21 protein-coding genes and 2 pseudogenes are annotated in these 20583 nt (G+C 45.5%); 9 read left to right on the forward strand and 14 right to left on the reverse strand.

Translation table 11 applies throughout. The features are described from left to right. Positions 1–29 precede the first annotated feature (29 nt). Entirely contained in the window at positions 30–1049 is a 1020-nt protein-coding gene (gene lsrB, locus Xbed_RS11695; protein WP_086113101.1) for an autoinducer 2 ABC transporter substrate-binding protein LsrB, read from the reverse strand. 409 nt (positions 1050–1458) lie between these two features. Between lsrB and lsrR the strand changes: the two genes are divergently transcribed. From lsrR to Xbed_RS11715, 4 genes are all read left to right on the forward strand, one after another. After that, positions 1459–2469, forward strand: coding sequence for a transcriptional regulator LsrR (gene lsrR, locus Xbed_RS11700; protein ID WP_086113102.1), 1011 nt, complete (start codon positions 1459–1461; stop codon positions 2467–2469). 71 nt (positions 2470–2540) lie between these two features. Next, positions 2541–4133: an autoinducer-2 kinase gene (lsrK, locus tag Xbed_RS11705; RefSeq protein ID WP_167371903.1), complete on the forward strand. Its 1593-nt coding sequence runs from the start codon at positions 2541–2543 to the stop codon at positions 4131–4133. 96 nt (positions 4134–4229) lie between these two features. Beyond that, positions 4230–5246, forward strand: a complete 1017-nt coding sequence (locus Xbed_RS11710) for an AAA family ATPase (protein WP_086113104.1) — start codon at positions 4230–4232, stop codon at positions 5244–5246. Further along, the gene (locus Xbed_RS11715; RefSeq protein ID WP_086113105.1) at positions 5243–5803 is read left to right on the forward strand and encodes a hypothetical protein; all 561 of its coding nucleotides are present in this window, start codon (positions 5243–5245) and stop codon (positions 5801–5803) included. The genes Xbed_RS11710 and Xbed_RS11715 overlap by 4 nt, the downstream gene beginning before the upstream one ends. 276 nt (positions 5804–6079) lie before the next feature. On the opposite strand, the gene gorA is transcribed toward Xbed_RS11715, so the two are convergent. Together gorA and Xbed_RS11725 are read right to left on the reverse strand one after the other, a co-directional pair. Then, positions 6080–7432 carry a glutathione-disulfide reductase gene (gene gorA / locus Xbed_RS11720; RefSeq protein WP_086113106.1) on the reverse strand — a complete coding sequence of 451 codons (1353 nt, stop codon included), beginning with the start codon at positions 7430–7432 and terminating at the stop codon, positions 6080–6082. A 143-nt stretch (positions 7433–7575) separates the two neighbouring features. Continuing rightward, positions 7576–8418, reverse strand: a complete 843-nt coding sequence (locus Xbed_RS11725; RefSeq protein ID WP_086113107.1) for a 23S rRNA (adenine(2030)-N(6))-methyltransferase RlmJ — start codon at positions 8416–8418, stop codon at positions 7576–7578. A 209-nt stretch (positions 8419–8627) separates the two neighbouring features. Between Xbed_RS11725 and Xbed_RS11730 the strand changes: the two genes are divergently transcribed. Continuing rightward, positions 8628–8993 (forward strand): DUF1090 family protein, encoded by a 366-nt coding sequence (locus Xbed_RS11730; RefSeq protein WP_086113108.1) that lies wholly within the window; start codon positions 8628–8630, stop codon positions 8991–8993. A gap of 57 nt (positions 8994–9050) precedes the next feature. Here the strand turns inward: Xbed_RS11730 and Xbed_RS11735 are convergent, their stop codons facing one another. Together Xbed_RS11735 and Xbed_RS11745 are read right to left on the reverse strand one after the other, a co-directional pair. Further along, positions 9051–9587, reverse strand: a complete 537-nt coding sequence (locus Xbed_RS11735; protein WP_244182478.1) for a hypothetical protein — start codon at positions 9585–9587, stop codon at positions 9051–9053. Positions 9588–10173: 586 nt separating this feature from the next. Next, on the reverse strand, positions 10174–10539 hold the full coding sequence (locus Xbed_RS11745; protein WP_086113111.1) for a hypothetical protein: 366 nt from the start codon (positions 10537–10539) through the stop codon (positions 10174–10176). A gap of 434 nt (positions 10540–10973) precedes the next feature. Here Xbed_RS11745 and Xbed_RS11750 point away from each other — a divergent pair, with 434 nt between their 5' ends. Beyond that, positions 10974–11312, forward strand: coding sequence for a SymE family type I addiction module toxin (locus Xbed_RS11750; protein WP_086113112.1), 339 nt, complete (start codon positions 10974–10976; stop codon positions 11310–11312). 144 nt (positions 11313–11456) lie between these two features. Further along, positions 11457–11807 carry a SymE family type I addiction module toxin gene (locus Xbed_RS11755; protein WP_086113113.1) on the forward strand — a complete coding sequence of 117 codons (351 nt, stop codon included), beginning with the start codon at positions 11457–11459 and terminating at the stop codon, positions 11805–11807. A 77-nt stretch (positions 11808–11884) separates the two neighbouring features. Here Xbed_RS11755 and Xbed_RS11760 read toward each other — a convergent pair whose 3' ends face one another. After that, positions 11885–12250, reverse strand: a complete 366-nt coding sequence (locus tag Xbed_RS11760) for a hypothetical protein (RefSeq protein WP_086113114.1) — start codon at positions 12248–12250, stop codon at positions 11885–11887. 892 nt (positions 12251–13142) lie between these two features. On the opposite strand from Xbed_RS11760, the pseudogene Xbed_RS19425 reads away from it, so the two are divergent. Further along, positions 13143–13225 (forward strand): annotated as a pseudogene (locus tag Xbed_RS19425) (transposase domain-containing protein); the annotation flags it as partial. A gap of 176 nt (positions 13226–13401) precedes the next feature. Here the strand turns inward: Xbed_RS19425 and Xbed_RS11765 are convergent. From Xbed_RS11765 to Xbed_RS11790, 6 genes and pseudogenes are all read right to left on the reverse strand, one after another. Beyond that, entirely contained in the window at positions 13402–14019 is a 618-nt protein-coding gene (locus Xbed_RS11765; RefSeq protein ID WP_086113115.1) for a hypothetical protein, read from the reverse strand. A gap of 15 nt (positions 14020–14034) precedes the next feature. Further along, on the reverse strand, positions 14035–14562 hold the full coding sequence (locus Xbed_RS11770) for an EndoU domain-containing protein (protein WP_244182479.1): 528 nt from the start codon (positions 14560–14562) through the stop codon (positions 14035–14037). 139 nt (positions 14563–14701) lie between these two features. Next, a complete protein-coding gene (locus tag Xbed_RS19735) occupies positions 14702–14965 on the reverse strand; it encodes a hypothetical protein (RefSeq protein WP_167371899.1) in 264 nt (87 codons plus the stop codon). A gap of 411 nt (positions 14966–15376) precedes the next feature. After that, positions 15377–15568 (reverse strand): hypothetical protein, encoded by a 192-nt coding sequence (locus tag Xbed_RS11780; RefSeq protein WP_244182480.1) that lies wholly within the window; start codon positions 15566–15568, stop codon positions 15377–15379. A gap of 30 nt (positions 15569–15598) precedes the next feature. After that, positions 15599–16672, reverse strand: coding sequence for a site-specific tyrosine recombinase XerC (gene xerC, locus Xbed_RS11785; RefSeq protein ID WP_086113118.1), 1074 nt, complete (start codon positions 16670–16672; stop codon positions 15599–15601). Between the two features lie 218 nt (positions 16673–16890). Further along, a pseudogene (locus tag Xbed_RS11790) lies at positions 16891–18690 on the reverse strand (DNA primase); the annotation flags it as partial. A gap of 54 nt (positions 18691–18744) precedes the next feature. Between Xbed_RS11790 and Xbed_RS11795 the strand changes: the two are divergent. Then, positions 18745–19065: a SymE family type I addiction module toxin gene (locus Xbed_RS11795; protein WP_086113119.1), complete on the forward strand. Its 321-nt coding sequence runs from the start codon at positions 18745–18747 to the stop codon at positions 19063–19065. Positions 19066–19147: 82 nt separating this feature from the next. Here the strand turns inward: Xbed_RS11795 and Xbed_RS11800 are convergent, their stop codons facing one another. Then, positions 19148–19519 (reverse strand): hypothetical protein, encoded by a 372-nt coding sequence (locus Xbed_RS11800; RefSeq protein WP_086113120.1) that lies wholly within the window; start codon positions 19517–19519, stop codon positions 19148–19150. 10 nt (positions 19520–19529) lie between these two features. Beyond that, positions 19530–20583: RHS repeat domain-containing protein (locus Xbed_RS20195; protein WP_244182481.1), on the reverse strand; the 1054-nt coding region annotated here is incomplete at its 5' end.

The following is a 20583-nucleotide window of genomic DNA, read 5'->3' on the forward strand; positions in this document are numbered from 1 at the left end:
TCAGCCTCATGAATCAGAAATCGTTTTGGTTAGAAATCATATTGATTGATATTGTCTTTGGTAAAAATCACCCGTTCCGGCATGACAACAATGCCATTGCCTTTTGCTTCATAACGATATCCCTGCACGCTGTTGGGTGAAATCTCAATATTGCCAATATCAGGAATATTCAATTTATCTCCCACATTCAGATCACCTTTTTTCAATATTTCATTGGCAACATGAATGGCTATCTTGCCCTGTTTGACCACATCCCACAGGGCGAACTGTTTGACGGTACCGTTTTCAACATAAGGGCGCATCACATTCGGCGTACTGAATCCAACAATCGCCACATCCTGACGTTTCAGATTCTCCGCCGCTTGTGCCGCCGCTGGCAGGGCGTTGGCATCTGGAGCAATAATTGCATCCAAATCCTCCCACGCTTTCAAAATGCCTTCCGCAGTCTGCAAGGATTTTGTGGCATCATTATAGCCAAACTGTGTAGTGACAATTTCCCAGTTCGGATGCTCCTTGGCAATCTTGGACTTAGCTTCTTTCACCCATTGGTTCTGATCCGTCACCGTCGGGCTGGAATAGAAAAAGGCCACCTTCGCCTTTTCTTTTTTTACCTGATTGGCGGCCATATCCACCAGAATCCCGCCCAACTGTTTTGGCGTTCCCTGATCAATATAGATAGAGCGGCATTCAGGCGAAGTATCGGAATCCCACGTCAATACCTTGACACCCCGTTTCATGGCACGTTTCAAGGCCGGGCACAAACCATGCGTAGACACGGCCGACACTACAATCGCATCATAGCCTTGATTAACGAATTTATTGATAAGCTGAACCTGTTCTACCATGCTTGACTCTGTCGGGCCATTGTAAGTAACTTCAACGCCCAGAGTCTTGCCGGCTTGCATCGCACCTTGACCGCCACTGGTAAAGAATTCTACACCGACTAATTTAGGAATAAACGCTATCCTTTCTGCCGCCTGAGCCCAAGAGAGGCACATCAGACTGACTGCAACAGATAAAGCCAGTGTTTTTATTATGGGTGCTTTCATTCCTATCTCCGTCTATTTTTATTTCAGTATCGTTTTTTACGTTTCAGAAATTTGTTGTTGTGAAACAGAAGCCCATTGACGTTTCCCACAGACAGCTAAAAACGACTATTTATCAACGGAATTCAAAAAAGCGGAGCGGTATTAGTGGCGGTATTGCTCTGTGACATCACATACCTCATATAGCATTTTAGGCTTGCGTTTCTGACACCGATGCCAAATATGAACTTTTATTTATTAAAAATACATTTGTTCAATACTCTAATTCAAAACTTAAGATTTTTTCAATGATTAGATCACATTTTGTGAAAAAGTTAGATCTACATTAAAATATGTTCAAAATGTTGCGATAAGCCTCTAGCACATTAGGGGCTTTAATGATTATCCTTTCCCTGTGGATCAATAAGTTGTTATGTCGATCAAATCAAGCAAGAAACAATCAGTATCAGAGAAAAGCGTCTTATCCGAGGAAATTGACTATTCAGGTCACAACTATCCAGGAAATTGCATGAGTGAAGAAGAACTAATGGCCCGTATTGCCTGGTTTTACTATCACGATGGTCTGACTCAAGGGGACATCGGTGAATTGCTTGGCTTAAGCCGTCTTAAAGTTTCCCGCTTGCTGGAGAAAGGGCGTCAGTCTGGCGTGATCCGCGTTCAGATCAATTCACGCTATGAAGGGTGCCTTGAATTAGAAGATGCTTTGCAAAAACGTTTTCATCTCAAACAGGTTCGCGTGTTACCCACCCTTGACGGCATAAACGTGAATGCCCGTCTGGGTATCGGAGCAGCTCACCTGTTGATGGCGCTGATTGAACCTCATCAACTGTTGGCGATTGGGTTTGGTGAAACCCCCATGTGTACGTTGCAGCACCTGAGCGGTTTTATCGCATCCCAACAAACTCGGCTGGTGACGCTGTCCGGTGGTGTTGGCCCTTATATGACGGGCATTGGCCAACTTGATGCAGACTGTCCTGTCAGCATTATTCCGGCACCATTGCGGGCTTCCACCCATCAAGTCGCGGCAACATTCCGCGAAGAACGCAGTGTGCGGGATGTGATTCTGGCCGCCTGTGCGGCCGATATCGCGGTTGTCGGGATTGGTGCCATCAACCAGAAACAGAATGCAACCATTATGCGTTCCGGTTATGTCAGTGATGGTGAACAACTGATGTTTGGCCGCAAAGGGGCAGTCGGGGATATTCTCGGTTACTTCTTCAATGCGGACGGAGAACTCGTCAGCGATATTGATATCCATCAAGAGTTGATAGGTATCTCCCTACCAGAAATGAAAACCATCCCGAACGTGATGGGTGTGGCAGGTGGAATCGAAAAAGCCGATGCCATTGTTGCCGCTCTGAAAGGGGGCTATATCAGTTCACTGGTGACAGAAGAACAGACCGCGAGAGCTATGCTGACTTGATCGACTAATAATATCTATCCATCCCCTGTGCCATATCGAATAAGAAGATAACAACAGACGAGGATAGCATCATGAATCAACGCGCTCATGCCCACCCATCAAGGAAATATCTGATGGCGCTTGATGCAGGGACTGGCAGTATCCGTGCAGTTATATTTGATCTCGAAGGAAATCAGATCGCCGTCGGACAGGCTGAGTGGATACACCAGCCCGTACCGAATGTTGCGGGTTCTATGGAGTTTGACCTGAAAACCAACTGGCAACTGGCCTGCCAATGTATCCGGCAGGCACTGCAAAAGGCGGAACTGCCCGCCAATGCCATTCAGGGTGTTGCTGCCTGTTCAATGCGGGAAGGTATCGTCCTTTATAATCGCGAGGGCGACCCTATTTGGGCATGTGCCAACGTGGATGCCCGCTCCAGCCATGAAGTCAACGAGCTGAAAGAGCTTTACAACAATACCTTTGAGTATGACGTCTACCGCTACTCCGGCCAAACCTTGGCATTGGGTGCCATGCCGCGTTTGCTTTGGCTGGCACACCACCGTGCTGATATCTATCGGCAAGCCAGCACCCTGACGATGATCAGCGATTGGCTGGCGTATATGTTGAGTGGTGAATTGGCGGTTGATCCTTCCAACGCAGGCACAACCGGTATGCTGGATTTAGTCAGCCGCGATTGGCGTCCAAGCCTGCTGGGAATGGCCGGGCTGCGCTCCGATATCCTTTCCCCCGTCAAAGAAACGGGCACCCTGCTCGGTTATATCACAGAGAAAGCGGCGGCTGAATGCGGCCTGAGCAGTGGTACACCCGTGATTATGGGCGGCGGCGATGTCCAGCTTGGCTGCCTCGGCATTGGCGTCGTCAAACCGGCTCAAACCGCAGTACTCGGCGGGACATTCTGGCAACAAGTCGTCAACCTGCCAGCCCCGATTACCGATCCCAACATGAACATCCGCATCAACCCCCATGTTATCCCCGGCATGGCACAAGCGGAATCCATCAGCTTCTTCACCGGACTCACCATGCGCTGGTTCCGCGATGCTTTTTGCGCAGAAGAAAAGCTGCTGGCAGAACGTCTGGGCGTTGATACTTATAGTCTGCTGGAAGATATGGCGGCCAGGGTTCCCGCTGGTGCGCATGGCATCATGCCGATTTTCTCTGATGTCATGCGTTTTAAATCGTGGTATCACGCCGCCCCCTCCTTCCTCAACCTCTCGATTGATCCGGAAAAATGCAACAAGGCAACCCTATTTCGTGCACTGGAAGAAAACGCAGCCATCGTCTCGGCGTGTAACCTCGACATGGTTTCGGCCTTCTCGGGTGTCCAACCGGATTCACTGGTCTTCGCGGGTGGCGGTTCAAAAGGCAAACTCTGGAGCCAGATTCTGTCTGACGTCACCGGACTACCGGTAAGAGTTCCCGTCGTCAAAGAAGCGACGGCGCTGGGTTGTGCAATTGCAGCAGGTGTCGGCGTTGGGTTATATGATTCCCTCCCTGCAACAGGGGAAAAACTGGTGCGCTGGGAGCGAGAACATCAGCCAGACTTAAGCCTCCGTGAGATTTACCAAAAAGCGAAAAAAGATTGGCAGACAGTCTATGCTGATCAGTTGCATCTGGTGGATGATGGTCTGACGACGTCATTGTGGAAAGCACCGGGGTTGTGATCCCCCATTTACAAAATAAAACAGAGCAAGTGTGGCGGCTTGCTCAGCTATGATAAAGGCATTACTCTTACAAAAACAATTGGATAGGAATGCGCTATGTTTACCGCCTTATACTTAGAAAACTTCGGTGCTTTCAAACAAGCCGAATTTAAATTTACTTCTGGAATCAATGTCTTTATTGGTGAAAACGGCACCGGTAAAACACACTTGATGAAACTCCTATACTGTGTGCAACAACAGGGGCACAGCTCTGATGCTTTAAAAAAGAAACTAGCCAATGTCTTTCGCCCAAGTGGTGGTAACGTTTCCAGATTAGTGACACGTAAAAAAGGTTCAACCAGCGCATCTGTCACTATTGATAGTTCATATGATGGCATGTCAATTAAGACTCTGAACTTTAAGTTTGATAATACTCGCCACAATCTCTTCGAAATAATAAAAGGCGAGTTAGATTTGTCTAATGCGCCTGTTTTCATTCCCGTAAAAGAAGTACTTTCATTTGCACCTGGATTTATTTCGTTATACGACAAATATGAGCTAGCGTTCGAAGAAATCTATTACGACATCGTCAAACAGGCTTACTTACCTGCCCGTAAGGGAATGCCACTTAAAGATGAGCAACCCTTGTTAGAATTAATTCGTAAAACAGTGGGAGGCCGTGTCAGCCTCAATGGAGAGGAATTCCAACTCACTTCAGGTAACTCTAAATTAGAAATTTCTCTTGTTGCCGAAGGTCATCGCAAATTAGCTTTAATTTGGCAGCTCATTCACAATGGCTCCCTATTCAGTAACAACACCCTATTTTGGGATGAACCAGAAGCTAACCTGAACCCTTCGCTAATGCAGAATGTTGCCAAAATACTCGTGATGCTTGCCGAGCGTGGCGTACAAATATTTATTGCGACACATAACTATGCTTTTTTGAAAGAACTGGAGTTTGCTAAGCAGCAAAATGAATCTATACGCTATTTTGCACTGGAAAAAACCAAACATGATGGCGTCGTAGGCCATATGTTTAAACATTATAAGGATGTGACACCCAATAAGATTGCCGATGAATACTTACGTCTGTATGACCTTGAAATTCAACATTCATTAGGAGGCGCAAAATGATAATACATACGCATCCTGAATGGATTGAAGGTGACCTCTATTTTGATTTTTCTAAAGCTCAATCAGTAAGAAAATTGGATGCAAAAGGCCCAGAAGGTCATGGTCTAAGCCATTTACTGAAATCCGTCGATTTTGTAGTCGAATGGTCAAACCAACTTTGGCTGATAGAAATAAAAGATCCTGAAAATGGAATGATTCCTAGACATCTTAAGGTAAAAGAACAAGAGGAATTTCGCCTTAAACTGCAAAGTGACAAACTTGTAAATAACGAATTATTTCCCAAGCTACGTGATAGCTTGATATATCTCAGTCTGGAGCAAGGTGTAGCAGATAAGCCTATGCGATATATCGTGCTTATCGGTTTGTCATCATTGCAGCCTGCTGAGCTTGCTGGTTTACAAAACAAGCTTTGGAATACTGAATGGATTAAAGGCCCAAAACGAGGATGGAAAAAATCTTTTGAAGTACACTGTATGACTGTACAACAATGGAATCGGACATTAACTCAATGCCCAATAATAAGAAATAGTGAAAAATCCATATCTAATAATAAATAGAAAAATAACTACTGAAAGTAAGGAATTATTTGTATTAGCCGAGATTTGAGCTGGCAGACACTCATTTGACTATCTCACGACTTAACTTAATCCGTAATTCCATACGACCGTTCTTACCTTCCTAATTTTATTTTTTAAGTTTAAGAATAATTTTTATTAATAGACCTTTCATTCACATATAAACACAAAAAACAGCCACTATAAATACGCGAAAAAGGCCAGAATAACCTGACCTTTTCTTCAGAAATAAGTGGATATTCTTCCTGCATCACCCCACTATCTCATAGTAACAAACTCTTCCGCCGCAGTCGGATGGATCGCAACCGTATTATCAAAATCCTTTTTGGTTGCTCCCATTTTCAGCGCAACCGCAAAACCTTGCAGCATCTCATCCATACCAAAACCAATACCGTGGATACCCACAATCTTTTCATCGGCACCCACACAGACCAGCTTCATGCGGCATGGCTGACGATGTTGCGTTACTGCAGTGTACATCGCGGTAAATGATGAGGTATAAACTTTAACCTGATCGTCACCATACTGCGCCTTTGCCTGCGGCTCCGTCAAACCGACAACACCGATTGGCGGATGGCTGAATACCACCGTTGGTACGTTGGTGTAATCCAGATGCTCTTCCGGTTTATTATTAAACAAACGTTCGGATAAACGGCGCCCTGCCGCAACCGCGACTGGCGTCAATTCCACTGCCCCCGTGTTATCACCAACGGCATAAATACCCCGAACATTGGTGTTCTGATATTTATCAACCTGAAGATATCCTTTCTCACTCAACGCAACACCGGCTGCCGCCAGATTCAACTTATCCGTCATCGGTTCACGCCCAATCGCCCAGATCAACGTATCTACTGTCTGCTCCCTGCCATCCTGCAATTGAACAGTCAGGCTGCCATCACTATTTTTAATCACGGACTTTACTATTGCTTCCGTATGTAGTGTCGGCCCTTCACTTTTGATGACATCCAACAATGTCTCCACAATCATAGGATCGAAAGAACGCAGCGGAGCATGTTGACGAACAAACAAATGGGTTTCACTGCCCAGCGCATTCAAGACACCCGCGATTTCAACCGCGATATAACCGGCTCCCACCACGGCAACACGTTTCGGCATCTCATCCAGTTCAAAGAAACCATCTGAATCAATGCCGTATTCCGCACCGGGAATAGCCGGGCTTATCGGACGGCCGCCCGTCGCAATCAGAATATGGTCAGCCGTAATGTGTTCACCATTCACTTCAACCGTGTGCGCATCAACAAAACGGGCGAAACCCTGAATCACATCCACCTTATTGTTACCCAACACACGCTCATATGACTGATGGATGCGATCAATATAGGCCGTGCGGTTGGCAATCAGTTTTTTCCAGTCAAAACGATTGACGGTGGTATCAAAACCATAATCGGGACCATATTGATGAATAGATTCCGCAACTTGAGCAGCATGCCACATCACTTTTTTCGGTACACAGCCCACATTGACACATGTTCCACCTAATGCTTTTGCTTCAATCAGGGCACATTTCTGCCCATACATGGCTGCACGGTTAATGGAAGCAATGCCGCCACTGCCACCCCCAATTGCAATATAATCGTAATGTTTACTCATCTTAGGTCACTTCCGTCTAATCAATTAAGTTACTGCTAAAGTTCAACCTGACGCCTATTATTACAAAAAGTTATCACTGACTGTGGATGATTCTAACTCTCATTGCCATAGGCCACAGCTATTGGGAAATAACATCCCTCACCTTATTCAGGTACGATCCACTCCACTAAAGTATGTCCTGTACCTTCAGGCACCAGCACCTGATGCAGCCACGGCAATACTGCCTTCATCTGCTGTTCCAATTTCCACGGTGGATTAATGACAATCATGCCCGATGCCGTCATACCACGTTGATCACTGTCAGGACGCACACCCAGTTCAATTTGTAAAATATTGCGGATACCTGTCGATTTTAGGTTCTTCACCAAGCGCTTAATCTGCTGGCGCAGAACAACGGGATACCACAATGCATAAGTGCCGGTAGCAAAGCGCTTATACCCTTCCTGAATGCCATGAACGACATTCTCATAATCTGACTTCAATTCATAAGACGGGTCGATCAGCACAAAACCACGACGGCTTCTTGGTGGGAGTTTTGATTTCAACTGCTGAAAGCCATTTTCCCGCAGGACACGGGTACGATTGTCACGAGAAAATTCGGTGCGTAACAAAGGAAAATCACTGGAATGCAATTCACTCAGGTTAAGCTCATCATATTCCCGCAATAAATGACGGGCAATCAGCGGAGAGCCGGGATAATAGCGTAGAGAACCATGTGAATTCAGTGTTTTCACGACATTGATATACGCCGACAACTCCTCAGGAATATCATCACGCTGCCAAACACGGGCAATACCGTCCAGGTACTCTCCTGTACGCTCGGCATGTTCCCCACTCAATTGATAACGACCAGCACCTGAGTGAGTATCAAGATACAGGAAAGGTTTTTCTTTTGTTTTCAGTGACTCAATGATCAGGCTTTGCACCGTGTGCTTGAGCACATCGGCATGGTTGCCGGCATGGAAGCTGTGACGATAACTTAACATTCAATTTAACCCCGGGAGCAGAATATTGATAACTTGCCTGATGCCCTACCAGACAACTAAAAGGGCATTATAGCCTTATTCTCAACAAAAAAGATAAAAGCCTCCTCCCGTCACTTTTACAGTGTAAACCCGGGTGAATTTTCAGGATCAAATCGGGATCAAAGTATAAAATTTTGGATAAGTGCTCTCAATAACCTTAGGAATGATTCATGATGTCGAAAACTTTGATCTTATCAGTGTTGATCGTTTTCAGTATGAACGTGGCCTACGCAAGCCAAAATAAATCAGGATGTAAGATAAAAAGGCAAACACTGGAGAAACAGCTCCAATATGCCCGGGCAGATAAAGATGAGCGCTTGATAGCCGGATTAACTCGAACCTTAGAAAACATAAAAACCACATGTGATTTGGAAAAGCGTTTAAAAGCACAAAAAAATAGACCAGAAGCGGTAAAAGGTCACTTAACTGACAAGGCTCCACCATCAAAGCGGAAAAACAGCAAAAAGCCGTCTCACAAACCCACTCAAAACAGCACAACAAAAACAGGCAAAAAAGTGCAGGCGAAGCAGAAATAACGCCTGCACCCCATTCTGTATCAACTTGACTCATTTTCCTGAAAAGGCCGGAGAAATTTAAAAATTTTTGCCCCTAACTTGCTGCACATTAGAAGGGGAAATCTTGTAGTAAACTTTATCGCCCATAAATGGCTTATGCTCAATTTCTACTGAAAGAATGGAGTTATTTTTCGAGATAGCATAATGGCTAAAATAATTCCCAGTTCTTTCATGAGGATAGTGAAAATTAGGTTGGATAAACTTTTTCTTATAAGAATCATCTGAAGGATGATACTCATCTGAATAAACCACTTTTTTATTTCTGACAAAGATAACCTTATAAAAAAGACTGGCTTTTTCCTTGAATGCAGCCCCGATAATGCCCTCAATATCCTTCGGTTTCATTCCCTTATCGATAATATACATTTTGTCCCAGTCAAAAGGCGTGATTTTATTTATATCAATCAAACAGGCGGTGTTCTTCTGACAATGTTTATCAGCATAACCAATAATCCCCAATCGACTGTTATTAAGAGATAAAAATGCAATGACCACTCCCAATATTAAAGCAAATACGATAATATAATTTTTGTTGACAACATGGAAAAACATCATTCCCCCTTCATAATCAAATTTGATATGAGAAAACGGTTTTGGAATTTTAACCTTGAAAATCAACTCATTAATGTTAAATTCGCAACATCAGCTTTACTACTGTTCTTTTATGTCATGACATTAGTCAATACAACCAGAAAAAACGACCCTCTGCCTCTCAACAGCAGCCTGATATTTTCCTGAGTTTACAATATGTCATGAAGGTATATCTTGAATTGTGGAAACAACACCACATCACTTATAAGCGACTGTTTTACAATTGCTATTTGGTATCTTAAGTGCGGTTCTTACAAGATAGAAAATTGACACTTATTTCTATTTCTCGACCCTAAGAGTGCTATGCAAAGAACTCTGGACAGCGAAAAAGTATAGTAATTGTACTAGCGTTTGTTTTGATTTCAAATAGAAAAATATGGTTATCAAATAATAAATCAGATAAATAGTTGCTAACGTGATTTTGTGATAGTTTTAGCAGAATTAAGTACGCGGGATTTAAAAAATACTGGCAATACATACAGATAACACAAACGATTGATCAATAACTTTTTGTTTCAGTTAGATAAAAATTCATTGGCGGATATATTTATTAATATTTAAAAACACCGTCTTCTGAAAAAAGCCGTTTCCCTTTTCTTGAAATTTCCAATCTACCGTGTTGGTAGATCGTGTATGTTACATCTTTATTCTTAAACTCATAACCATAGAAGCTGCAATCTCCGGTTTTAAAATTTCTATTCAGGGTGGCTCCTTTTAATGTAATAGAAGCGTTATCTTTCTTCCTTACCCCGGTGTAACTCACATTAGCACAACTAACATTTCCCTCAGGGCAAAGCACATTAATTGTAATGTAATATGTCTTGGTCTCGAATACAGTCGTATAAACAGCAAGAGATAAAGATGAAAATGTCATCAGCATGACAGCTAAAAAGGATAAAAATAACTTTTTTACCATCTTCCATAAGCTCCTTCATTATAGATTTTTAGCTCAACTGACCGTCTGTTTATTAGGACTTGGTGGCTGATGGTGTTCAGCAAAATGTAGTCCTCTTTCTTCAGCAACAACACCTCAAAGCCGTGCAACCGCTCAATTTTGCTCATGACCAGAGTGACATGATAGAGAGGCCAAATATGCATTCATTATTGATAAATTACTAGCATTTTCGGCGAAAAAAGCGGATTTATTGAGTAACGTAACACGCTTTTTTGCAACAAATTTAATTGGATGTACATCCAGTATTTATTTTGCGAGCGGCTTCGCAAAGGCAGTAATTGATGATGGAATGTTGTTCAGGCGAGCGATAGAGTAGGCGATGAAATGAACGCGGCTTTACCGTGTTGGTAGCACGATAAAGCCGCTAACCGCAACAACTACGAGGAATAGTTATTATGGCTAACACGCATTCTAATGCAGACACCCGCATTTACAAAATTTCTCAACCGGAACGGTATCAGAAAGTCGTTTACCGCCCCAAAGGACTTAACCGCAATACGCCTGCCATTAATTTGAGCGGAAATTGGCTCAGTGAAGCCGGATTTTCTATCAATGATCCGTTAAAAATCAGAGTGATGCCGGGCTGTTTGATCATCACCGCCCTGAATTTTCATGAACTGTGGCACTGCCTGAAAAGCCTGAGTGACGGTGAATGGGACGATATCGAGGTGGCACACTGGCTACAGCAATTTCCCGGCCAGCTCAATAAAATCAGCTTGAAGAAAAATCGTTAACTCATTGTTTTATAGTTAAAATAAAACAACAAGAACAAAAAAAGCGAACAGTTTTCCAACGATTGATGGCAATATTTTCGTTTTGGGAAGCGGTTCGCATTTATGCCAGTAAAAACAGCCTCAAACGACACAAGGAACGTATCTATGAACCTACATCTTTCCTCTCATCCTGATGAACTGCCGGAATGTATTATCAGTGGTAACACGCTGAATCAGATTGGTTTTACGGCCGATGCGTTGTTTCATATTGAGCAATTCGCCAATGGGCTAATCCTGTCCCTGATTAAGCCAGAAGCCGAACCGGATATCGCCACGCTGATTCAGGAAACAGAACTTGATCCCCATCAGGGGGTCGATTGGGTGCGTGAAAATGGTGAGCTTTATCTGGCAGGCGACTGGCTGGCAGAGAGTGGATTGCTCGATCACCCAATTACTGTTGAAACCGCCTATGGCACGATTGTGCTTCGGGCTGAACTGCCAATATTATTGGCTTGATAACAACAAGAATAAATAATCCGGATGCTGAATTCAGCAATCCGGTTTTTTTATTTTCTGGCGGTATTCCTAAATGGTTATTGACACTCTGACTTTTTAATAAAATCATTTAACAAGTGAATAAATTCATTCAGACAATCTGTTGTGTGTTTTTCTGTAAATAGGCAATCACCATAACCCGATGTATTTTTATCAAAATTGAATTGTTTAAATGTTAAAGTAAAAACACCCTCAACCCTTTTCTTAGGACTATACTCATTGCCTTCATAACGCACTTCAAAATAAGACCCCGTCTTCTTGTAATAGCCAATAATACGATCAAAGGCTTGTTCTAATTCAATGGTGACAGGAGTTTCATCAGAATAATAAGGACAATTACCAAACACAATAAACCAATCCGATTGGCATCTTACTTCAGGCAAACGTCTTTGTGACAATACCATATTATTTTTTCCTTTTACTGTTTTTTATGTTGAACTGAACAGGTAAAACCGTGTTCAATTGAGTAAGAAATAATTATTTATAAAATTAGTTCATTATCACGAATTCTATTTTCACTAACCTATTTTTCTGTCTGGAGTCATTCCCTCATGGCATCACACAAGCTAAAATTTTCAGGAATAAAAACAGACTCGTATGTTTCTTAGACGTCAAAAATAGCGAGCACATATCTTTGCCATTGACGTAAAATCGCGCTTTATCAATCTGTTCAAATTTAGATAACAAGACATCATCCGCATTTTTTATAATTCTTTCTTTGAGATGATTTTTCCTTATTCTGCATGATATAACTCAAGCAAGGTAATATATACTTTTGAAAATAGATCATCCAATGAGGATTCAAGCAAGGAAAAAATTATTAATATTATTCTCTCTTTTATAATTTATATGATAATTGATATACACTAATAATTTCTCTTCCTCACTCTCATAACATAACCGATTTTAAAGACTAAGTTTATAAATCTAAAAATAAACAATCTCAATTAAATCATGCATTCTTAAAATTTAAAATAAACATTTTAATCTATTTTTATATGGAATTCATAAAAATACAGAGAATTAAATAAACAATAAAACTCTTTATCATGCAGCGATAAGATAGTTTACTGGTAACCACCAAACTTAACGGCCATGAGCCGTCAGGGCGCGAGCATACTTTGATTAATATTTACCCTTAAAATGTAAATTTTAGTCTTTAACTCTATATCCTCCTATAAAAGTTTAAAGAATTGTTTATCTGGTTGCATTTTACTCGACTAAAACACTAAAAAACTGTAATCTTGAAAAATAATAACCTTTAAAAGGTGGCTAAAATAGTGTGCTCGCGCCCTGCATGAGCCGTGGGTCTGGTTACGTGATGTTCTCCGTCGATTGCCTGTCCGGCCGAAAATAGGTTGAATGAGTTGCTCCCCTAGCCTGATAATTCCTCCAGTTAAAATCCCATTTTGGTGTTGTCTGCCAACGCAAGGTGAGATCACAGGAGCCTTACCAACTAAAGGCAGGGAGTGGGTCGCTCTTAAAAAAACAAAGCCGGAAGATCACGAGGATCTTCCGAATTTATAACATGAACCATATTTCAGTCATTATTAATTTAAAAACTACCACATGGAAATAGCTTAGATAAATTACTCTTATAAAATTCTATTTCATCTTGGTTTTTAAGTTTACAACTTGATTTATAAAAATAAAGACTTAACCAATAAACATGGACATAAAAGAAATAATCATGCCTATTTTTTTCTGAAAAAGCAATGATTGAGTCTAAGGTTTTTTTTATTTCATCATTATTTTGATGTTTATTTAAATCCTCTTTAATTAGTCTTTTAATAGTCATGTAAGTATCTTTAAACTCTTGAGCACTTAAATGATTTTCCGACTCATCATAATTAACAAACAAGGCTGACTCGATATCATGAATAAGAACATCATCAATTAAATCAGGTTTTTTATCTCTCATATTTTTCATTAAATCAATTAGTTCTCTGCTCTGGGTAGACTCGATCACAGAAATAATTACTGGTTCGTAACACAAGATTTCAAGATATTTATCTTCAATAGAACTATAGATATTTATAATAAAATTATTATCAACATCAATTAGTTCAATGATTGGCCAAAAAAAACTCTCATGAAAATTAAACCACATATCAAAAGAGAGTATTTCATCACACTTTCTTTTAATCTCACGAATGTTATGTTCTATATTCATATAATCCATCATGCATTAAGGTTGAATTGAATTATCTGGGAAAATAGAACCGCCCCCTTTAGGGTCACGGACAACCCGGATAAAGACTCCATTATGTGTTCCTGAAACCATAGTTCCGCCTGAAAGCATAGTTACTGTCGAGCTATTTGGAGAGTTCCAAACTATTTTCCCGGCATGTTTGATATCTGCATCAGTCCAGTTTTCTGGGAACCATGATTGGCCTGTTCCTTTACGTTTTGCTTTAGATGCATGGTTAGGTATATTTCCTACCCGTACCCCATTAGGATAAGTATGCTCTATATTGTAAGGGATTCCTCTAGCTTCCAATTCCCTAATAGCTGACTGCCCGTGTCCTCCACCGCTTAATCTTCCGTTTGGAAATGTTTTTCTATCCCTCGGAGGCATAGAACTAGCTTCTTTCCAATCTCCTTTACTAGAATGATTAACAACATCATCATTTATAAATGATGTTGTTGTTAATCCGAACGGATCTACCCATCCGGTGGGGTTATGAACGTAAGAATAAGGATTCACCCCGCCCATCAGCCCTATCGGGTCTTAGGGTGGGTTTGGGTGCGGTCATACTTTTTTAAGGGATTTTTCCCTTGATTATCAGATTATTAAAGAGCCACTTTTACCCATTCCATTAACGACCTCGAACCTAAAACGCCGATGTGCGCTTTCAGGCGGTTTTGCTGAACTGCCCTGATGAACTTTTGCTACGCGACTGTCGTAACCCATGAGGCAGTATAGCGGCCATTCTCTGCCGTGATTCACTGAACAGTCTGTTTTTGTGATGCTTTTCACTTTCGGCAACGGGCGAACGTCGTCCGGCTCGCCGGACGGCAGGCGGCCGTTCTGCGGGTGCGGGCGGCATAGAGCCTGCAAGCGGCGCCCCTGCGACGCTCTGGATCACCCCCGTTTCAGATCGGGCACGGCCTTGCATGACCCCGCCTTGTTCAAGGGAAGCCCCCTCAGGGAGCTGCACGGGGCGGAGATGGCGAGCACGGCAACGAGCAACGGAGCGCAGCGCAGTGCGAGCCGCGCGCAGCCAGTGCAGCAGGGGTGGGGCGGGGGAGGTAAATTAACGGAGGCCGCAGGCCGACCTGCCTACAGCGTAGTTGGCCGGATGAGAGCAAGGCCGCTAAAGAAGAAACCAGTTTGAATGCAGATAAGACCTGATTTTTTCTTACTACGTTAAATATCTATTTAACGTAGTAGAACCTTACGTTGGCATCATGTTCAGATTCGACGCGGTTTTTTGCCAGGGACTGGCTCAGGTGATAAGAGCAGAAGGCGCAGCCTTGTGCGCCACACCCCGCGATGCCGAACAGCGGGGGCGAAGACATAATGTGTATTATACGCTGCGAACCGCTGCTCGGTGTGGATTCGGGTCGCGCCGCCGCCCGGTGAGTGGCGTATAATTCCCCCGCATTATGTTGAGTGGGCTTTGGGCGGCCTGCACTGGCTCAACGGGGACACGACTGCGCAGGCCGGCCATTGCCCACGTACCCCCGCCAACACCGAAGCCGACGGGCAGTCCGGCCACGGTCTGCCCCCGCACCGAACGTCAGCGAACTCAACGGGGGTTATCGGGCTGTCCGGTGCGGCGGGGGCTGGGTTCGGTATCCGGCTCTCCGCGGGCACGGTCTGAGCGGCTCTCTGGTGTGCTGGCATGGCTGTCCGACTCTGACTGTGTCTGAGTGTCACGCTCTGCCGGATGGGTCTGGCTGTGCACCCGCTTGAGCTGTTTGATGGCGACCCGCGTATAGACCTGTGTCGTGTTGAGCTTTTCATGCCCCAGCATCGCCTGGATATGGCGGATATCCGCGCCGTTGTCCAGCATCTGCGTCGCCATTGAGTGTCGAAACAGGTGGCAGGCGCCCGGCTTGTTCAGTTTCGCTTGTTCACGGATGGCCTTGCCCGCGATTTGCGTCAGGTGCCCCAGACTGAGCGGCCTGCCCTTTTGCGAGATAAACAGGTAACCGCTGTCATAGTGTGCCGCCAACTGGGGCCGGACATGCACCAGATAGCGTTTCAGCCAGCCCAGCGCCCGCTCACCGACAGGCACCACCCGGTCTTTATTGCCTTTGCCCTGATTCACCACGACCGCACCACGTTCGAAGTCGATATCTCCCCGCCGGAGCTGGCGCAGCTCCATGCGCCGGATGCCACTGCTCCAGAGGATTTCCAGTATTGCCCGGTTGCGCAAGCCCATCGGCGTCTGCGTGTCCAGACTGTCCAGCACCTGCGCCGTTTCACTTTCACTTAGCACCTGTGCGGGCAGGCGTTTCTCTTCCTTGGGTAACACCAGGTGTTCCGCCGGATTGTAGAGAATGTGGTGTCGCTGTAATAAGTGGCGGAACCACAGCCGCAGTGTGCCCAGCCGTTCGCGCTGGCTGTTATTGCTGTAAAGTTGCCCATCCGGTTTACGGTAACTGCGCAGGTAACGCTGCCAGCTCTCCAGCAGGGGTAACGAGACTTGCGGTGCGTAGTGAACTGCCCGCTGTTCGCACCATTCGATGAAGGGGCGCAGTTGGGCACGATAGGTTTCCAGTGTTTTGGGGCTGCTTCCCTGCAATGCCCGGACATCCAGCCAGGCTTCCAGTTGCTGGCGCAGTGTCATCAGCGTGCTGTCGTGTGAAGTTGTCATGCGGATTTTCCTTTTTGTCGTGGATGTTATCCGGCGGTACGGTATGACGGGGCGATTTTAATGTGTTTCCGAAACAGTGATTTTTCGTTTTGTCAGACTTGCGAGCGCCTAACCCTCTCTGGCTGTGGCTTTATGGCTATTTTGCTTACCCAGACTTAGCCCAGACCTGGGGCAGACTTAGCATCGACTTGCCTCTGTTCTACCCAGACTTGCGGAGATCATACAGGCACAATCAGACCGTTTAAGTGGCTGCTTTCGCCGTCACCGTCCCACAGCAGTTCGTACTGCAACAAGTGCCCGCGGCTGCCGCCGTGGATCAGCAGGTACTCCATGTCACTTAAGCGCTGGCAATGCAGCTTAAGCTGGCTGTCACTCCAGTTCGTATCAGCGCGGATATCCCGCCGGGTAAAGCGAACGGCGTTCAGGGTGCATTGCTGTTCTGCTGCCATCTCGTGCACCATCTGCCGGATCAGCAGCAACAGCTTGCGCGTCTGCGGCGGCATCTCGTCCAGCGTCCGGCCTAAGATTTCATGTGCCAACTGATTGGCCAGCCGGATATCGTCTTTCGTCACTTCGATATATTCCAGTGTCTTGCCGCGATGCGCCGCCGTTTTGATTTCCCGCTGATACTGGTGTAACAGGGCGATACTCTGGATCAGCGTCAGATATTTCATATGGTCACGGCGGGTACGGGTTTTGTCTGACATAAAGGTCAGTTGGTGCGCATACGGATTCACCACATTCAGCGGTTTCAGCAGCCGCTGCGCGTTCTGGTGAAGCTGTGTCAGATAGTCGCGCTCGTTCTCGGCCAGCAAGCCTTCGAGCGTTTGTTTGTGGCGCTGCACCGCATGGATGGCTTCGGTTTGTTCGCGGGATTCATTCACCGTCAGTACCAGACAGCGATTGAGCAGCTCTTCATCGACATCGATGGCGGTCGTGGTCAGCATCAGCATCACCGGGCCTTTCACCGTGTAGCTTTTGGTGACCAGATTGCCCGTGGCTTCATCCTTGCCCGTGCTCGCCATGGTCAGCTCGCCATCACTTTGCAACAGCTTGAGCGCATAGGCGGCCTGCCGCACCCCTTCTTCTTCGGCAATGGCGAGGATTTTATGCTGGAGATTGGTTTCCCCCAGATAAAACAGGCTCTGGCCGGTCATGGCGCTGTACTGGATGCGCTCTTCTTCCGGTATCAGGTTCAGCACCGCGTCCATCAGCGAGGATTTTCCGGCGGCGCTGCTGCTTTGGATCAAAACAGCTAAGGGTTTGGGCAGTTTGCGACTCACCGCCGCCAAGAAGCCTGCCAGTAAGTTAGTGGATTCGCCGACAACCCCACAGGCGGCTAAGTCAGCGGTAATACGGGCGGTCAGGTACGGCTCTTGCAGCAAGGCCAGTGCGGCTGCCTGTTCGGTGTCGCTCATTTTCGGTGCTTTGGCGGCGGAGGCCGCGCCGCCTTGCTGCTGCCACTGTTCGATCGCCAGTAACACCTGACCCAGCGCCCGCCGGAGATCCCCTTCGGTCAAGCCCAGCTCAGCGGCGGCCATGCGGGCGTAACTGGTGCGTGAGCGTCCGCTCATCAGGTCAATCCCGTCAGCGAACAGCACGCCGCTTTGGCTATCAACAACCTGCGCATTCAGTTTCATCGCAGCCGCACCGGCTTTCACCGTCCCCATGCCGCGCAGACACCATTGCAGTGTCCCGACGGAGATCAGCAGCTCGCCATGCTCACCCGACTCACAGACCACATTCGGCGTCACACCGGGCGCGGGTTCAGCGGCTAAAGGGGAAGCGGGTGCTGGCACGGTGTCCGGCTCAGGTGTCTGGCGCTCAAGTGTGACCATGTCCGCCGCCGCCTGCATCGGTATGGCACCCTCAAGCAGCAGGGCAAAGGCGGTTTCCGGCTCGCCAACCTTGCACAGATAGCCGTTCGCATCCACGCCCGGCGGGAACACCACGCGCAGGGGGGTGATCCCTTTGGCAACCAGTTCTGAGGCCAGTTTCACCGCCGCGTCATTGCCTGATGTGCAGCAACACACCAACGCCGCTCACCACAAACAACTATCTAGGAGTTGAATATGGCTAAGGCGCATTCTAAGCAAAACGCGGTACAAAATAAAGCCGCGAAAACAGAACGTTATTACACCGTGGGATACGTGCCGCAAAATGACAAAGCGAAAGCCCCGCCCGCGATCCACCTGAAAGGCCAGTGGCTTAAGGCGGCGGGGTTTGAGATTGGCGGCACGCTCACCGTTAAAATACTGGAAGGCTGTCTGGTGCTGATTCCTGACAGTGACGAAACCCACAACATCAAACAACAGTACCAGCGCCAGCAAGCCCAGCTCAGTGAAATTAAGCTACGGATGCGGGAACTAATTGGCGACTACAAGAGCAACTAAGGGCAGGGAGTGAGCGGCTCTTAAAAAGAAGAAAGCCGGAAGATCACGGGGATCTTTCCGGCTGTTTGTAAATTAATTTTACTTAACTTGGATATATTCTTCTCCAATGTTCAGAGTCTTCTATTTTTGACCAAGTCGCATATCTCCATTCTATTTTTCCTTCCTTTAATATCTTGATTATTTTATCTTCAAATTCGAAATTAAAATATTTATCAGAATCAATAGTTATATACATGACATGATAGTCATCGCATAAAAAATCACCTTGCTGATCAATTCTATCAACAACTTCAATATCAAAATCTTGTGATTTTGCTTTAGAAATATAACGACCTTTCACATCTTGGTATGGCAAAATAATATCAAATGCCTTCTCTAATTTAGGTATTAATTCCTCAAATGGGATATCTTCCAATAAAACAATATTTAATTGCCTTGTTTTTTCTATGTGCATTTTCTTCACCTTATTTGCACGTAACTATTTGTTGAACATCGCCCTTTCTGGATAGCTCATCTAACTCATGAGATTTAAAAATCCTAAATCCAAAAGGTTCATCTCTTAATCCAGGTATAGCCGCTCTTAATTTTTTATCTATAGAGGCTTCTATTTGTTTCATTCCTTCAATTTTATAAGCATCACGACGTCTATTATCAAACACGGGGTTATAAGCCAGATAATCAGATTTAATAAACGCATCCACATCAAAACTTTTTAAATTAACAGGCCTTGCTATGCTCGGATCATGAGCCTTACTGATTCCACTCGCTGCACTCCCCCGATAACCAATCTCTGCATTCGGATCTATTTTACGTATTTCCGGTAAATGCTCACGAAGTATTGCATTGATCTGCTCCTGAGTCGCAATTAGTTCTGAATTCAGACCAAGAGGATCAACACGCCCAATAGGATTATGGACATACGAATACGGATTAAATCCCCCAAGCAGCCCTATGGGATCAGGCGAAATATATTGCCCGGTCTCGTTACTGTAATACCTAAAACGATTATAGCAAAGCCCTGACTCGGTATCTTCAAACTGCCCCATAAACCGGAAGTGACAATCAACATGATAATCCGGGTGGTTAGAGGGTATCACCTGCGATTTCTCTGCCTGTCCCCACGTTTTCAGCCGCTGCGCCCAGACCAGTACCCCTTGCTCGTCCAGCATCTCGCGCGGGGTGCCCTGATGGTCACTGATAATATAGTGTAGCTTGCCTTTTTCAAAGCGGGCCGACGGCGTGAGTGAGCCGGGTTCATAGAGCCAGCGGACGCGCTGTTCTTCTACCGGCGTGCCATCGGCATAAACCGGCACTTCCTCAATCAGCTGGTCGCCGCTCCACAGGAAATCCCTGCCCATGAGCGCATCGGCTCTTGGCGCGATATCCGGTCTGCCGGCCAGCCACAACTGTAAATTCGCTGCGGCCAGTTTGCCATCGTGCACTTTCAGCTTCCGAATTCTGCGCCCGAACGGATCGTATTGATAGCGCCAGCGCGAGCCATCCGGGGTCTCGAAGTGG

Source organism: Xenorhabdus beddingii (genome assembly GCF_002127545.1).
Taxonomy (GTDB): Bacteria; Pseudomonadota; Gammaproteobacteria; order Enterobacterales; family Enterobacteriaceae; genus Xenorhabdus; species Xenorhabdus beddingii.

Bases quoted from the DNA above. Each gene is read 5' to 3' on its own strand.
- Xbed_RS11715 (WP_086113105.1), top strand. From the start codon at position 5,243: ATGATAATACATACGCATCCTGAATGGATTGAAGGTGACCTCTATTTT.
- Xbed_RS11800 (WP_086113120.1), bottom strand. From the start codon at position 19,519: ATGCACATAGAAAAAACAAGGCAATTAAATATTGTTTTATTGGAAGAT.
- Xbed_RS11755 (WP_086113113.1), top strand. From the start codon at position 11,457: ATGAACCTACATCTTTCCTCTCATCCTGATGAACTGCCGGAATGTATT.
- Xbed_RS11710 (WP_086113104.1), top strand. From the start codon at position 4,230: ATGTTTACCGCCTTATACTTAGAAAACTTCGGTGCTTTCAAACAAGCC.
- Xbed_RS11735 (WP_244182478.1), bottom strand. From the start codon at position 9,587: ATGATGTTTTTCCATGTTGTCAACAAAAATTATATTATCGTATTTGCT.
- Xbed_RS11750 (WP_086113112.1), top strand. From the start codon at position 10,974: ATGGCTAACACGCATTCTAATGCAGACACCCGCATTTACAAAATTTCT.
- Xbed_RS11745 (WP_086113111.1), bottom strand. From the start codon at position 10,539: ATGGTAAAAAAGTTATTTTTATCCTTTTTAGCTGTCATGCTGATGACA.
- Xbed_RS11725 (WP_086113107.1), bottom strand. From the start codon at position 8,418: ATGTTAAGTTATCGTCACAGCTTCCATGCCGGCAACCATGCCGATGTG.
- Xbed_RS11730 (WP_086113108.1), top strand. From the start codon at position 8,628: ATGATGTCGAAAACTTTGATCTTATCAGTGTTGATCGTTTTCAGTATG.
- lsrB (WP_086113101.1), bottom strand. From the start codon at position 1,049: ATGAAAGCACCCATAATAAAAACACTGGCTTTATCTGTTGCAGTCAGT.
- lsrR (WP_086113102.1), top strand. From the start codon at position 1,459: ATGTCGATCAAATCAAGCAAGAAACAATCAGTATCAGAGAAAAGCGTC.
- Xbed_RS11795 (WP_086113119.1), top strand. From the start codon at position 18,745: ATGGCTAAGGCGCATTCTAAGCAAAACGCGGTACAAAATAAAGCCGCG.
- Xbed_RS11760 (WP_086113114.1), bottom strand. From the start codon at position 12,250: ATGGTATTGTCACAAAGACGTTTGCCTGAAGTAAGATGCCAATCGGAT.
- Xbed_RS11770 (WP_244182479.1), bottom strand. From the start codon at position 14,562: ATGGGCGGGGTGAATCCTTATTCTTACGTTCATAACCCCACCGGATGG.
- Xbed_RS19735 (WP_167371899.1), bottom strand. From the start codon at position 14,965: ATGCAAGGCCGTGCCCGATCTGAAACGGGGGTGATCCAGAGCGTCGCA.
- Xbed_RS11765 (WP_086113115.1), bottom strand. From the start codon at position 14,019: ATGAATATAGAACATAACATTCGTGAGATTAAAAGAAAGTGTGATGAA.
- lsrK (WP_167371903.1), top strand. From the start codon at position 2,541: ATGAATCAACGCGCTCATGCCCACCCATCAAGGAAATATCTGATGGCG.
- gorA (WP_086113106.1), bottom strand. From the start codon at position 7,432: ATGAGTAAACATTACGATTATATTGCAATTGGGGGTGGCAGTGGCGGC.
- xerC (WP_086113118.1), bottom strand. From the start codon at position 16,672: ATGACAACTTCACACGACAGCACGCTGATGACACTGCGCCAGCAACTG.